Origin of the sequence: Rummeliibacillus sp. TYF005 (assembly GCF_003844195.1) — a bacterium.
In the GTDB taxonomy this organism is placed as follows: Bacteria; Bacillota; Bacilli; order Bacillales_A; family Planococcaceae; genus Rummeliibacillus.
The window spans coordinates 68,607-82,407 of record NZ_ML122552.1 but is presented as its reverse complement, the minus strand read 5'-3'; the positions used below and the strand labels follow the sequence as shown (position 1 = coordinate 82,407).

15 protein-coding genes are annotated in these 13,801 nt (G+C 34.4%); 12 read left to right on the top strand and 3 right to left on the bottom strand.

All coding sequences use genetic code 11. The annotated features are described in order from the left end of the window. On the top strand, positions 1 to 640 hold a 640-nt coding region (locus CW357_RS08315; protein WP_124217783.1), incomplete at its 5' end, for a DUF5011 domain-containing protein. Positions 641 to 711: 71 nt separating this feature from the next. Here CW357_RS08315 and CW357_RS08310 read toward each other — a convergent pair. Then, positions 712 to 1,005 carry a hypothetical protein gene (locus CW357_RS08310; protein WP_119416846.1) on the bottom strand — a complete coding sequence of 98 codons (294 nt, stop codon included), beginning with the start codon at positions 1,003 to 1,005 and terminating at the stop codon, positions 712 to 714. A 177-nt stretch (positions 1,006 to 1,182) separates the two neighbouring features. Between CW357_RS08310 and CW357_RS08305 the strand changes: the two genes are divergently transcribed. The 8 genes from CW357_RS08305 to CW357_RS08270 all read left to right on the top strand — a co-directional run bounded on the left by CW357_RS08305 (position 1,183) and on the right by CW357_RS08270 (position 7,314). Next, a complete protein-coding gene (locus tag CW357_RS08305; protein WP_119416847.1) occupies positions 1,183 to 1,812 on the top strand; it encodes a Bax inhibitor-1/YccA family protein in 630 nt (209 codons plus the stop codon). Between the two features lie 120 nt (positions 1,813 to 1,932). Beyond that, positions 1,933 to 2,613, top strand: a complete 681-nt coding sequence (locus CW357_RS08300) for a response regulator transcription factor (protein WP_124217782.1) — start codon at positions 1,933 to 1,935, stop codon at positions 2,611 to 2,613. Continuing rightward, the gene (locus CW357_RS08295; protein ID WP_164489572.1) at positions 2,603 to 3,883 is read left to right on the top strand and encodes a sensor histidine kinase; all 1,281 of its coding nucleotides are present in this window, start codon (positions 2,603 to 2,605) and stop codon (positions 3,881 to 3,883) included. The genes CW357_RS08300 and CW357_RS08295 overlap by 11 nt, the downstream gene beginning before the upstream one ends. A gap of 206 nt (positions 3,884 to 4,089) precedes the next feature. After that, positions 4,090 to 4,755 (top strand): copper amine oxidase N-terminal domain-containing protein, encoded by a 666-nt coding sequence (locus CW357_RS08290; RefSeq protein ID WP_233548131.1) that lies wholly within the window; start codon positions 4,090 to 4,092, stop codon positions 4,753 to 4,755. A 28-nt stretch (positions 4,756 to 4,783) separates the two neighbouring features. Beyond that, a complete protein-coding gene (locus tag CW357_RS08285; RefSeq protein ID WP_199670767.1) occupies positions 4,784 to 5,071 on the top strand; it encodes a hypothetical protein in 288 nt (95 codons plus the stop codon). Between the two features lie 11 nt (positions 5,072 to 5,082). Continuing rightward, positions 5,083 to 5,988, top strand: a complete 906-nt coding sequence (locus CW357_RS08280) for an FAD:protein FMN transferase (protein WP_124217780.1) — start codon at positions 5,083 to 5,085, stop codon at positions 5,986 to 5,988. Beyond that, a complete protein-coding gene (locus tag CW357_RS08275) occupies positions 5,981 to 6,541 on the top strand; it encodes a ferric reductase-like transmembrane domain-containing protein (protein ID WP_124217779.1) in 561 nt (186 codons plus the stop codon). Before CW357_RS08280 ends, CW357_RS08275 begins: the two co-directional genes overlap by 8 nt. 275 nt (positions 6,542 to 6,816) lie before the next feature. Continuing rightward, a complete protein-coding gene (locus CW357_RS08270) occupies positions 6,817 to 7,314 on the top strand; it encodes a DUF2231 domain-containing protein (protein WP_124217778.1) in 498 nt (165 codons plus the stop codon). Positions 7,315 to 7,450: 136 nt separating this feature from the next. Here the strand turns inward: CW357_RS08270 and CW357_RS08265 are convergent, their stop codons facing one another. Continuing rightward, positions 7,451 to 8,719 carry a BaiN/RdsA family NAD(P)/FAD-dependent oxidoreductase gene (locus CW357_RS08265; protein ID WP_124217777.1) on the bottom strand — a complete coding sequence of 423 codons (1,269 nt, stop codon included), beginning with the start codon at positions 8,717 to 8,719 and terminating at the stop codon, positions 7,451 to 7,453. A gap of 127 nt (positions 8,720 to 8,846) precedes the next feature. Between CW357_RS08265 and CW357_RS08260 the strand changes: the two genes are divergently transcribed. Next, on the top strand, positions 8,847 to 10,457 hold the full coding sequence (locus CW357_RS08260; RefSeq protein WP_124217776.1) for a putative polysaccharide biosynthesis protein: 1,611 nt from the start codon (positions 8,847 to 8,849) through the stop codon (positions 10,455 to 10,457). A 9-nt stretch (positions 10,458 to 10,466) separates the two neighbouring features. Beyond that, positions 10,467 to 11,171, top strand: a complete 705-nt coding sequence (locus CW357_RS08255; protein WP_119415053.1) for a pseudouridine synthase — start codon at positions 10,467 to 10,469, stop codon at positions 11,169 to 11,171. A gap of 501 nt (positions 11,172 to 11,672) precedes the next feature. On the opposite strand, the gene CW357_RS08250 is transcribed toward CW357_RS08255, so the two are convergent. Then, positions 11,673 to 11,894, bottom strand: a complete 222-nt coding sequence (locus tag CW357_RS08250) for a DeoR family transcriptional regulator (RefSeq protein ID WP_119415054.1) — start codon at positions 11,892 to 11,894, stop codon at positions 11,673 to 11,675. A 325-nt stretch (positions 11,895 to 12,219) separates the two neighbouring features. Between CW357_RS08250 and pepV the strand changes: the two genes are divergently transcribed. Continuing rightward, complete coding sequence (gene pepV, locus CW357_RS08245) at positions 12,220 to 13,617, top strand: dipeptidase PepV (RefSeq protein WP_119415055.1); 1,398 nt, start codon at positions 12,220 to 12,222, stop codon at positions 13,615 to 13,617. Positions 13,618 to 13,801: the final 184 nt, after the last annotated feature.

Sequence of the window (13,801 nt, the reverse complement as noted above, 5' to 3'; positions counted from 1 at the left end):
AAAAAAGCCTGTTCTATCGGGTGTTTCCAATAAAACAGTCTATTTAAAAAGTAAGTTTAATGCTAGAACAGGCGTAAGGGCAACTGATAATTATGATGGCAATATTACTAAGAAGATTACAGTCAAAGGAAAAGTGAATACTAAAAAAACGGGGAAATATACTTTGACATACTCAGTAAAGGATTCCTCAGGCAATAAAACAGTGAAAAAAAGAATAATAACTGTTAAGAAAAATAATTCCCTTGAAAGTAAATTTAGAAAATATTATGAGGCAGATGTTATACTCTATCTTCATAAGAACTTAGTGGATTCTAAATGGAGAGATAACTATGAAAACATGATTGGTCTGGTACCAGCAACAGATAAACATTTAAAGGTTATGACTTTAGTGGGATCTTCAGGTAATTTAAAAATAGAAAAAGTAGTTATTGCTTCAAATAACAAAAAGAAAACTTTTAAGTTAGAAAAGAATGGTCTAATATTAGAGGACTCTCAGTATGAGTTTTTTAAAAAGAATATATCAATAAAGCGTGAGGTAAAAGTAACTTTTACAACTTCTCAAAAAACGTTTGTAAAAAAGCTTTCCAAAAAAGAGGTACAAGCATTAGTCGACGCTATTAAATTATATGAAAAATGGTAGTAGGTAGGTTATATTAATTCAATTAAAAAGTCAATAACGAAAGAAAAAGGAGCTGTATTTAGCTCCTTTTTTTAAGGCCTTTTCAACAAACCAAATAAGATATCGATAAAATAGAGGATAGTGAGTATTACGTGTATTGTCCAGCCAAGGAAAGGTATCCAAGTTAACAAAGTAAGAAGGATAGCAAGTGTTGGCACAATTTTCGAATGTCCAGTAACAAATCGCATTACAAGAACAATTACATGTATAACGAGAGCAGTGGTTATAGCTGTATAGCCAGAAGCGATGATAATAGTGCCTCCTAGAACAGGAATCATTAGAATCAGCTCATAGAGAAATGCGATAATTGATGGAATAAAGAACATTTAGTTTCCCTCCAAAGTATTATTAAAATATTTACGAATAAGTAAGATGTTTGGTTTCAAATTGTTTGAGTAATTATACTTCATAACCATTTCAAAAACATTTAATGTCTTTTGAAACTTTCAAAGACTTAAATCGTATATAATATATATGAAATATTTGAGAAGAGGTTATGTTAAATGGAATCGCAATTTCCGAAGGTTCTTCGGTTCTTTACGCTGTTATGGGTAGTTACGGCAGTTGGGTTGTTTGTTGGAGTGTTTATACCACCTGCTTTCATCATGCCAATAAGTATTGCAACAGTTGTTTTACTATTAATCGTGATGTTTAGCCGAGCAGCTAGAAAAGCGAGTAAAGGTATTTCTATAGTGTTTGCATTGTTAACAGGGATCACTCTATATAGTTTATTAAACTTCTATATTGGTGCATTAGGTGGAAGTCTTGTCCTAGTTATTTTTGGTACTACAGCAGCAATCTTTATAGTCGCTGGCCTAATTGGTTATAATACAAAACGAAATTTTGGAAACTGGGGTAAATTTCTTTTCATCGTTTTGATCGGTGTAATTATTTTCTCCATTATTACCATTTTTATAGGTTTTAGTGACATTGTCATGGTCATAGCTAGTGGAATTGGTGTATTACTTTTCGTTGGTTACACGTTGTACGATATGAACCAAATCGCACATAATTATATTAGTGATGAAGAAGTGCCACTAGTCGCATTAAATCTTTATCTCGACTTCATCAATTTATTTACAGAGTTACTTAAACTAATTTACCATTTGAAAAATATATTGGATGAAGATTAAATTTGACAAAATAGTGAAAGCTGAAAGTATAGCTTTCACTATTTTTTTGCTTATATTCAGACCTATTTCAGTTAGATACATTAAACTAAAGATAATAATTTCGAAATAGTAGGTGAAATGATGAAAATTCTTGTTGCCGAAGATGATTTACGATTATTGAAAAATATAGCTTTTATGTTAAAGAAGGATCTTTATCAAGTAGATACTGCCAAAAATGGTGAAGAAGCATTAGATTTTGCTCTTGATGAAGATTATGATTTAATCATTTTAGATTGGATGATGCCTGAAAAGGATGGAATCGAAGTATGTAATGAACTACGGAAAAATGGTTATGGGGGTGGCATTTTGATGTTAACGGCTAGAGATGATTCACGAGATGTTATTTTAGGCCTTGATAATGGAGCAGATGACTACCTGATAAAACCTTTTAAAATGGAAGTACTGTTAGCTAGAATTCGTGCTATTTTACGTAGAAAAAATAAACCATTAGAACAAGTCATTCAAATCCAATCTTATTCGCTACACTTAGATGCCAGAACGCTCTATCGGGATAACCAAGAAATAGAATTGACCAAAAATGAATTTTTATTGTTAGAATATCTCTTTATCAATAAGGGGCGCATCTTAACGCGTGAACAAATTTATAATCACATTTGGGGTTATAATGAGGATGTTTCTAATAACGCATTAGATGCTTTAGTAAAATTGGTACGAAAGAAAATTGATGATAGCAATCATCCTTCAATTATTCAGACGGTTAGAGGGATTGGCTATAAGTTGAGAGATGCCCATGTTCAATAAAATTCAACGTAAGCTCACTATACAGTATGCATTCTTTTTCTTGTTATTTGTAGTATTATTAATGGCTGCACTTTATATTTCGATTTCTGCTATTATGCAACAACAACAAGTACAAGAACTAGAGCAATTCTTTGGTAAAGAACGCTACCATTTAGAAAAAGACGATGAAGATGAAGATGATGTTCATGATCATAATAAAGATGATCAAATAACAGATGGCATGAAGATAGAATACGATGCGAATCGATCTAATTTTTATTATGTATTTTCAAAAAATAACGAATTAGTGCATGGTGATGAATCTTTTTATGGACTTTATAAAGATGTTGCACAGTTAATGATGCATGCAAAAGACGAAGACCCCCAAACAGTTGAATGGAAAGATCAAGATTTACTCTTAATCAAATACGATTCACCACATTCCCATAATGGAAGTTATATGATTATTGGACAGTCCGTTACGAAACAGCATCATTTACTAGAACGAATGATGTATGCATTTATCGCATTAACATTAATAGGAACTTTATGTATTGCTTTTCTAAGTCATTATCTTGCAGGCAAGGCAATGGTACCGATTAAAAAGTCCTTTGAGCGACAACGGAAATTTGTATCTGATGCCTCGCATGAATTACGAACACCTTTAAGCGTTTTCTATAGCTCTTTAGAAGTGTTAGAAAATGATGATGAAAATGAATTTGGTGCTTTTGGACAAGAAGTGTTAACAGATTTAAAAAATGAAACTCAGCATATGGAGACGTTGCTAGAAGGTCTATTATTTTTGGCACGTTTTGATCAAAACAAGTTAAAGACCAAAAAAGAGGATATCGAATTATCTAAGTTAGTAAATAGTATAACGAAATCCTTTGAACGAACCTTACCAGATTCTATACAATTGAAAACACAAATAGCTGACGGTATAAAGTTTATAGGTGATGAAACAAGTATAAGGGAACTCCTATATATCTTGCTTGAAAATGCAACAAAATTTACAGAAAAAGGTTCTATTAGAGTATCACTTACAAGTATAAACAACTATATTAAACTAATCGTAGAGGATACAGGAATTGGCATTACACAGCGTGATTTACCGCATGTTTTTGATCGTTTTTATCAAGCAACCAAAAATCGGCAAAAAAAAGGGACTGGTTTAGGTTTATCAATCGCACAAGCCATTGTATCTCATCATCAAGGACATATTTCAGTGGAGAGTGAATTTGGTCAAGGAACTAAATTTATCGTTTCTCTTCCAATTCTTAAAAAGGACTAAATCTTGTTTTAAACAGGATTTAGTCTTTTTTTGTGTTCAGTGTTGTGAAGGTGAAGGATGAGGACGTACCCTTGGAGAGTATCTGCCTGCAAAAAATTCTGATAGAAGTTCACCATTTGTTAAAAACTTTTTCTTATGTTTCTTAAATTTCTTCAGATTCATTTCATAATTGGTAGATACACTATAAATGAAGGGAGAGGATAAAGGTGAAGAAAAGCATATGGATTTTAACACCTATTATGATTTTTAGTTTGTTAGGTGGACAATATATTGCACAGGCTGATGATGATGAAGGTTATGAGCACCACGAGAAATCTGGGGATTTCAATGAATATGAACATGATGATGATGAACACGATGAAGATAAGTATGATGATCATGATGAATATGAACACGATGATGACGACGAAGATAAATATTACGAAGAAAATAATCAGTATGCTGAAAACAATACAGTTACGCAAGGTCAATGGAATATTTGGACACGAACCGCAACTTTAAACACAGACAGTACATTGCCCTTTAAAGATGCAAAGACCGCAACTTTTAAAATAGATAATAATACATTTAAATTATATGTTGTTCCTAAAAAAGGAGAACTATTTGTCCCTGCTGGAGAGTTAACAACGAAATTAGGAGGAAAATCAAAGTATTATAAAAACTCAAAAATTATTAATACGAATGTGAATGGAAGTCAGCTTATTTTCCGAGCAAATACAAATGTAGTATATGAAAACCTTGTGAAAACGCCGATTCCTGCAAAATCATTTAAATACAAAGATGATATCTATGTTCCAGTAAGTGTGATTTTAAATTCTCTTGGTTATTCAATTGATTGGCAAGAGGATACACAGCAATTTATAGTACTTTAAGTGAAAAAAATAGAGAGGAATGTTGAAGATGAAAGATCCCAAAAAAGCAAAATGGTTAGTTGGTTCATCAGCAGTTCTTTTATCAGGTTTATTATTAACTCAAATGAATGGAACTGGAGCTTTAAATACAAATAATAATGCCACAACTAGTCAACAAACAGCAGTTAACCAATCAACTTCACCTAAAACAGAAAAAGAATTATTACAATTAGATTGGACTAATTTTCAAGTAACAAAAGAGCCATCAGAACAAAATTCAACACAGCCATCATATAGCGAAAATCAAGGAACAGACCGTATGACACAAAGATCATAGAGGTGAAAATCATGGAATCTCTAACACTTCACATGATGAATACGGAATTTTATATAGAAGTTCCCTCATCTTCTGATAGTTGGAAAGAGCACGTAACAAATTGGTTAAGCTATGTAGCAAATGAATGGTCACGGTTTATCCCAAATAACGAATTAGACCAGATCAATCAATTGCCTATTGGGAAAACGTTGAAAATAAACCCTTTGTTATATGATTGTTTGAAAAAGGCACATGAGTATTATAAAAAAACAGAAGGGCTGTTTTCTCCCTATTTAAAAAGACAAATTGAAAGCCAAGGATATGTTCAATCTTTTCCTTTTAAAGTGGGGAAACAGATCAAACAAAATTATGAATTTGAAAATCCAATCGATAAAAATCCAATCGACTTTTTGGACAATCATGAAATTTTGAAAATAGCCAATCAGCCAATCGATTTAGGAGGATTTGCGAAGGGATATGCAGTAGAACATATAAAAAAATGGCTGCAAGATCAAGGCTTCCCATATGGAATAGTGGATGGTGGAGGGGATATGACGCTATGGTCTAACGGAGAAAAAGAATGGACAATTGGCATAGCCGATCCCTTTAATGGAGAAAGCATTGGAAGAATAAAAATACAAAACGGTGCAATTGCGACTTCTAGTAGAGTTTATAGAAGCTGGATCTATCAAAATGAAAAGAAACATCATATTCTTAATGGTCAAACAGGAAAAGTAGCGAAAACAAATGTTCTACAAGCAACAGTTGTTACGGATAGCTTGTATCAATGTGAAGTGAGTACCAAGTTATGCTTTTTAATGGATGAACAGCAACTAAATCAATGGTTCGAACAGAGCAGATGGCGCGTAGCTCGTTTTATCGTCAATGAGGATGAAACGACTAAATGGATTAAAACAGGAGATGGAAAGAATGTTTAATACTTGGGAATGGATCCGAATTTGCGGTTTTCTTGCATATTTTTATTTTACCGTTTCGGTTATCTTTGGCTTACTTCGAAAAACGCCATCGATTAAAAAACAGAAAAACTTATTATTTCATTTACATTTAAACGCCGGGTGGATAGGGTTATTGGCATTAATGATACATGTCTTATTACTGTTAATCGACCAATACCAACCTTATCAAATAAAAGAGATTCTAGTACCTTTCAGTGCTCAGTATAAACCACTATTATCAGCACTTGGCTCAATCAGTTTATATGTATTTTTAGTTGTCATATTTACATCTGATATTTTAATTGGTGTGATGAATAGAAAGGTTTGGAAGTCTATTCACTTTTTAGTACTCCCTGCATGGGCGTTGTCCTTCTTACATGGTGTCTTTATTGGAACAGATAGTTCAAACCATTTCGTTCAAATTTTCTATATTGTAACAGGAAGCATTATTATAATAGCAGGTAGTTTCAGAGTTTACGGAGAATACACAAAAAAAGCAACTCAAACAGTAAGAACAAGAAGAAGTAGAGGGTAAATCCCAATTGGGTTTGCCCTTTTTTCTATTCATAAATCTCAGGAAATTGTCAATTTTAAATCCACTTAAATGACAGGAATAATAAATAGAAATCTGGGGAAAATAAAAAAACGTTTGAAAAGATGCTCTTTATCATGGGAACGCTAGTTTACATAAGAATGGTATAGAGTTGGAATACAGACCTCAAACTTTAGGAATTAAATAAAATTTCAGACTTTTTTCAGATTCAATATTTATGATGGAAACAGAAAGAACAAAAAGAGAGGAGTATAAACATGCCATTACATCCATTAGTTGTTCATTTTCCAATTGCTTTGTTAATTTTAGCAGGGGTAATCGAAATTGTGAATGTTTTTATGAAAAAAGAATTATTAAATAAATTCGGTACTCTATTACTTATTTTAGGGTTAATTTCAGGTTTTGTAGCACTTGCTACAGAAGATGGAGCAGAGCATTTTGCAGAAAGTAAATGGGGAGATGCTGTAAAAAGCCAGATAGAACCTCATGAAAATTTTGCTGACATTTCAATGATTATCTTTAGCGTATTAACGGTTATTAAAATTCTTTTCAGACACAATATTTTCAAATTCAGCTTTTTACAAAGTAAAGTACTTAGAGGTGGAATTACTTCTGTACTAATCGTACTTCTAAGTCTTGGCGGCATAGCAGCATTAGCAGTAACTGGCCACTTAGGCGGTAAAATTGTTTACGAAAATAATTCTAATACTTCTGTGGATTATTCAAATTCTTTAGATGAATATTCAGACGAATAATACCCTAACTGGTTTTTGGTGGCAAACTTGTCTATGAACATAATAGTACTAGAAAATGCACTAAATAAGAAAAAAGGTGAATCCAGTATTTAAAACATTTGAATTCACCTTTTTTATATTCTTTTAGCAGCGTTTTCTATATCTCTATTCCAACATATTTAGCTGCACTCATACCTGCAATTCTCCCTGTAACTAATGCAGAGGTGATATTATAGCCTCCAGTATAGCCGTGGATATCTAATATTTCACCACAAAAATAGAGCCCATTTTTCTTTTTGGAAGCCATTGTTTTAGGTTCAATTTCTTTCGTAGATACCCCACCTCCAGTGACAAAAGCTTTTTCTAATGGTTGTGTGCCATTGACAGTCATTTCAAAACCAACAAGATTTTTAGCAAGATGTCTAGCTTGCTCAGCTGAAAGGTCTGCGCCAGTTAATGATTCATCAATATTTGCTTTAGCCATTAAGAATAACAACCAACGTTCAGGGGTAAGTCCCTTCCAGACATTTTTTAAAGCTTTTTTCGGTTCAGCTTTTGCTAATTTAAATAATAGTTGGAATGCGGATTCTGCATTATATTCAGTTAAAGCTTGTATTTGAATAGTAACAGGATTTCCTCCGTTCTTTTTCATTTCTTTTACCACAAATTGACTACAACGCAAAATTGCAGGGCCACTCAATCCAAAGTGTGTAAAAAGCATGTCCATTTTATGGGAGATTATTGGTTTTCCTTTTTTATTTAAAACAGAAATTATTGCATCTCTCAATGCTAATCCTTGCAACTCTTTACTTCGAATAAACGTCTCATTGGAAAGCAAGGGAACTTCTGTTGGGAAAAGTTCTGTTACTAAATGACCCGCCTTTTCAGCCCATGGATAGCCATCACCTGTGGAACCCGTTTTTGGAACTGCTTTTCCACCAACAGCAACGACAACTGCACCAGCTTTAATCTCTTGTCCATCTCTTAAACGAACACCAAGAATTTTCTCATCATCCATTAATAATTTTGCGACAGGAGTATTTTGGCGGATTTCTACCTTTAAACGATCCAACTCTTTTAGCATAGCATCGACGACATCTTGTGCACGATTTGAGACAGGGAACATTCGACCGTGGTCTTCTTCTTTTAGCGCAACACCAAGATTTTCAAAAAAGGCAATTATATCTTCATTGTTATAAACAGTGAATGGACTGTATAAAAAACGTCCATTTCCTGGGATGTTTTTGACGATTTCATCAATTGGTAGGCGATTAGTAACATTACAACGTCCACCACCTGAAATGGCTAATTTACGTCCTAACTTATTACCTTTCTCTAGAAGAAGGACTTTCTTTTTTTCAGTACCGGCGGCAATAGCGGCCATTAGACCAGATGGGCCACCACCCACCACAATTACATCATACATTTGGGGAACTCACTTTCTCTTTTTTAAATTAATTATACACGAAGTAAAGAAAGTATTTGAGTAATTGTATGACGAGTTGTAAACTAAAATTTAGGTTTATTAGAATTGGATAGATTGGAAGGGTATTATGTCATCTTTAATGAAGGGCACTGCCATATTAACTATTGGCATGTTTTTATCAAAGGTACTTGGCCTCGTTTACATATTCCCGTTTTACGCCATTATTGGGCAAAAAAACGTGGCATTATATTCGTATGCCTATGTTCCATATACAATTATGCTATCGATAGCTATTTCTGGCGCACCGATTGCAGTATCAAAATTTGTAGCAAAATATAACAGTCTAGGTGATTATGCTTCCGGTAGAAAGCTTGTCAAATCAGGCTTGATGATTATGACGCTTACTGGTTTTGTAACATTTTTGGCTTTGTTTTTATTAGCAGATCCAATTGCGCATCTAGTCATTAAAGATGAAGAGCAAGTATTTTCTGTATCACAAATTGCAGGAGTTATTCGATGGATTAGCTTTGCGTTAATCGTAGTGCCATTTATGAGCTTGGTTCGTGGATTTTTCCAAGGTTATGATCATATGGAGCCTACAGCTATTTCCCAACTTGTAGAACAAATTATTCGTATTATTGTTCTTTTAGTAGGCGCATTCCTTGTAATGCGAGTTTTCCATGGAACTGCACAAACAGCTATTTCATTTGCTGTATTTTCAGCATTTATCGGAGCACTAGCAGGCTTAATTGCGCTTTGGTATTATTGGCGTAGGTTAAAGCCAGAGTTCGATCTAAAGTTGAAAAGCAGTGTATCATCAGGTCAATTATCATATACAAGTATTTATAAAGAAGTTATCACATATTCTATTCCTTATGTATTTGTGGGGATTGCGAACCCGCTTTTTCAATTAGTAGATATGTTAACATTTAATACCGCAATGTCTAATATTGGTTTAGCAAAAGTTTCGGATGAGTATTTGGGTATGTTAAACTTTACAACACAGAAAATTGTTATCATTCCGGTAATGCTTGCAACTGGTTTTTCGATGGCATTAGTACCGGCAATTACAAACTACTATACAAGAAAACAAAATGGTGCATTGATCAATGCAATGGACAAGACCTATCAAGTCTTATTATTTGTCACATTGCCTGCTGTAGTGGGTATTTCGTTGTTATCTACAGATATATATCATTTATTGTATTCAGAAAGTGCTATGGGTTCTAGCATATTAGCTTTCTATGCACCAGTAGCCATTCTCTTTGCTTTGTTCCAGGTTACTGCTGCATTATTACAAGGAATTGATTATCAAAAATGGATTGTCTTTAGTTTATTAACGGGAATTTTAGTTAAATTAGCGATTAACATTCCTTTAATCCAATCGTTTGAAACAAAAGGTGCTATTATGGCAACAGCGATTGGCTATTTAATCTCAATTTTGATCAATATCATTGTTTTGAAAAAAGCCTTAAATTATAAATCTAAAATGGTTATAAGACGTTCTATACTCATTATTGCATTAACGATTATTATGGCAGCATTTGTCATTGTGACACATAAAGTATTAGTATTGATGTTCGGCGTTGCGCATTCGAAATTACTTGCGCTTTTATATTTGGTTATATGTATTACTATCGCTGTAGTTGTTTATGGCTTTTTATCTTTACGAATTGGACTAGCGCAAAAACTACTTGGTGAAAAAATTACTAAAATTGGTCGTAAATTTGGACTTTAGGAGGTAGCAATGCGTTTAGATAAATTATTATCAAATATGGGTTATGGTTCACGTAAAGAAGTGAAGAAACTGCTAAAGATGAAGGCAGTATCTATTGATGGGGTGGTAGCAAAAGATGTATCACTCCACGTTGATCCAGACAAGCAAAGTGTCACAGTGCTTGGTGAGAGAGTCATCTATCAAGAATATATCTACTTAATGATGAATAAGCCAGCAGGTGTGATTTCTGCTACAGAAGATCTATATGATCAAACTGTAATTGATTTGCTTGATCCAGTTCATGCACATTTCAATCCTTTCCCAGTAGGAAGATTGGATAAGGATACAGAAGGATTCTTATTAATCACGAATGATGGAGTTTTAGCACATAACTTATTGTCTCCGAAAAAGCACGTTCCAAAAGTGTATTATGCAAGAGTGGACGGTAGAGTAGTAAATGAAGATATAGAACAGTTTCGCCAAGGCGTAATTTTAGATGATGGATATCATACGAAACCTGGTAAACTAACAATTATAAATTCTGGTGAGATTTCTGAAATTGAGTTGGAAATTTCAGAAGGGAAATTTCATCAGGTGAAGAGAATGTTCGAAGCAGTAGGTAAAAAGGTGATTTATCTAAAACGATTATCAATGGGGAATTTGTTGTTAGACGATAGATTGAAATTAGGAGAATACCGAGAGCTAACTGCTGAAGAAATTGAGAGTATTCGTTAACAGAACGAGCGCCCTCAGCATTTAAAATATATCCAGCTTCGGGCGCTAGCTGCTCGAGTCACTTCAGTCCCTCGGTCGAAAGCTGAAAAGATGCTTTCGATTCGGGCCTTCCAGTGCTTGTCGCAGCTAGACGAGCGCCCTCAGCATTTAAGATATCCAGCTTCGGGCGCTAGCTGCTCGAGACACTTCAGACCCTCATTCGAAAGCTGAGAAGATGCTTTCGATTCGGGCCTTCCAGTGCTTGTCGCGGGACCACAGGAAGTGGGTCAGATAGCCGTTGCCACAGGACGTGGCGAACTTAGGCTATCTTCCTTAATCGAGCGCCCTCAGCATTTAAAATAAAATAAAAATAAAAAGAATGACCGAGCGACGCAGCAAGGTCATTCTTTTTTTAAACGTTCATAATTTGCGTATTAACATGTTAGACGAATTTGCCACCAGCATATGGCGAGTTGACCGTCCATTCAACGAAAAGCGTGAGATCCAACTCGTTGAACCTTTCTAAGATGTCATTTTCACTTTCTTACGCGTCGTTGTCCATTTGCCACGACTTGGGCTTTCGACCAAATCGTTAAAGGCTAACACATTCAAATCTCTTTGAATGGTGCGAGGAGTGATGCCGAATTCATCGACTAAATCTTGCGTAGTCACAGTACCTTTACTATGAATGTACATATACACATCTTTTATCCGATTAAGCATCCGATCAGTGGTTGGTTTCATTGGTGAACCACTCCTTCATCTTATTTCTCAAGACTAGCGGACGAAAATAATTGTGAGGTATTCAGGCTCCTAATTTAGTTTGCCTTAGACATCCCCTTTTCAATTTTAATGGTCAGACTTTATTGTCTGACAATTTCATTATAGCGAATGTTACTTGACTTTTCCATACTTTTGATTAAGTTTTTATGTTTGTAACAAAGTACAAGTCTTTAAACTCGAATGAAATATCAAAAATTTACTTTAATATACGGATTTTTGATATTCCTATGTGGAAAGAATGAAAGGGTGTAAAATAGTAATTAGTTATTTAAAGGAGGAAATTTTAATGGATTGGTTAAAAAATGCCCAACAACGCCAAGATGAGTTAATTGGCAATTTACAAGAATTAGTACAAATAAACAGTGTGTTAGATGAAAGTACAGTTTCTGCTGATGCTCCATTTGGTAAAGGACCAAAAGAAGCATTGGACTGGATGCTTGAACAAGGTAAAAGCCAAGGGTTAAAAACAAAATTGATCGATAATATGGTTGGTTATATCGAAATGGGTGAAGGTGAAGAATTAGTCGGTATCCTTTGTCATGTCGATGTTGTTCCTGCTGGTAGTGATTGGATACATCCTCCATTTGGTGCTGTTGTAGAAGATGGTAAATTATTTGGTCGTGGGTCTATTGATGATAAAGGACCAACGATGGCAGCATGGTTAGCTATGAAAATGGTCAAAGACGCAGGCATTAAATTAGATCGTAGAGTTCGAATGATCGTTGGCTCAGATGAAGAAACTGGTTTCCGCTGTGTTAAGCGTTATATAGAAAAAGAAGAAATGCCAACATTAGGATTTGCGCCGGATGCTGATTTCCCAATTATTAATGCTGAAAAAGGAATTGCTGAAATTTCATTCCGCCAACAATCTAAATCACAAGAAAAAGAACAACTAGTATCATTCCATGCAGGTCACCGTATTAATATGGTACCAGATTTTGCTGAAGCCATTGTTCGAAATGTACCAGAAGAATTTGAATTGACGTTTAATGCTTATTTGAATTTTGCTGAATTAGAAGGAAACATTGAAGAAACTTCAGATGGGTTTAAATTATCGATAAAAGGTCGTTCCGCACATGCGATGGAACCAAATGCTGGTATTAATGCAGCTGTAAAATTAGCTCAATATTTGAACACCGTATTTACAACACCACAGTCAAAAGAATTTACTCAATTCTTAGTAACCGGTTTTGCAAATGAATCTCGTGGTCGTGCATTAGATCTTGCATTCAAAGATGAGATGTCAGGGGATACGACTTTAAATGCTGGGGTAGTTACTTTTGAAGAAGGTAAAGGCGGTCAAGTTGATGTAAGTATGCGCTATTCTGTATCTTATCCATATGAAGAAAAGATTACAGCTGCAAGCTCTACTGTAGCAAAACTTGGCTTTGCGCTTGATGTAGTTGATGATTCTAAACCACATTATGTAGATCCAAAAGAAGAACTAATTCAAAAACTTTCAAAAGTATATGAACGAAATACAGGAGAAAAAGCTGAACTGCTATCTATCGGTGGTGGTACTTATGCACGGGAATTAGAAACTGGCGTAGCATTCGGTATGTTATTCCCTGGAGAACCTGATTTAGCTCACCAAGCAGACGAATATGTAGTAATCGAAAATCTTGTTAAAGCAGCAGCGATTTATGCTGATGCTATTGTCGAATTAGGCACAAAAAATAACTAGTAGTCTTCCATATATGCCAAATAAATGGTAAAATATAATTACAGTCCTCATGTTTTCTTTAAATGAGGGCTGTTTTAATTTTTAGGATATGTTATGAGTTTAGAGTTCATCCAAGTATAGGGAATGGATAAATTCGTTTTTTAGTAAATTTGATAACAGCAGAATAACAATATTCTTATCGCAA

Coding starts and splice junctions, on each gene's coding strand:
- CW357_RS08310 (WP_119416846.1), bottom strand. CDS start 1,005: ATGTTCTTTATTCCATCAATTATCGCATTTCTCTATGAGCTGATTCTA.
- CW357_RS08305 (WP_119416847.1), top strand. CDS start 1,183: ATGGAATCGCAATTTCCGAAGGTTCTTCGGTTCTTTACGCTGTTATGG.
- CW357_RS08300 (WP_124217782.1), top strand. CDS start 1,933: ATGAAAATTCTTGTTGCCGAAGATGATTTACGATTATTGAAAAATATA.
- CW357_RS08295 (WP_164489572.1), top strand. CDS start 2,603: ATGTTCAATAAAATTCAACGTAAGCTCACTATACAGTATGCATTCTTT.
- CW357_RS08285 (WP_199670767.1), top strand. CDS start 4,784: ATGAAAGATCCCAAAAAAGCAAAATGGTTAGTTGGTTCATCAGCAGTT.
- CW357_RS08280 (WP_124217780.1), top strand. CDS start 5,083: ATGGAATCTCTAACACTTCACATGATGAATACGGAATTTTATATAGAA.
- CW357_RS08275 (WP_124217779.1), top strand. CDS start 5,981: ATGTTTAATACTTGGGAATGGATCCGAATTTGCGGTTTTCTTGCATAT.
- CW357_RS08270 (WP_124217778.1), top strand. CDS start 6,817: ATGCCATTACATCCATTAGTTGTTCATTTTCCAATTGCTTTGTTAATT.
- CW357_RS08265 (WP_124217777.1), bottom strand. CDS start 8,719: ATGTATGATGTAATTGTGGTGGGTGGTGGCCCATCTGGTCTAATGGCC.
- CW357_RS08260 (WP_124217776.1), top strand. CDS start 8,847: ATGTCATCTTTAATGAAGGGCACTGCCATATTAACTATTGGCATGTTT.
- CW357_RS08255 (WP_119415053.1), top strand. CDS start 10,467: ATGCGTTTAGATAAATTATTATCAAATATGGGTTATGGTTCACGTAAA.
- CW357_RS08250 (WP_119415054.1), bottom strand. CDS start 11,894: ATGAAACCAACCACTGATCGGATGCTTAATCGGATAAAAGATGTGTAT.
- pepV (WP_119415055.1), top strand. CDS start 12,220: ATGGATTGGTTAAAAAATGCCCAACAACGCCAAGATGAGTTAATTGGC.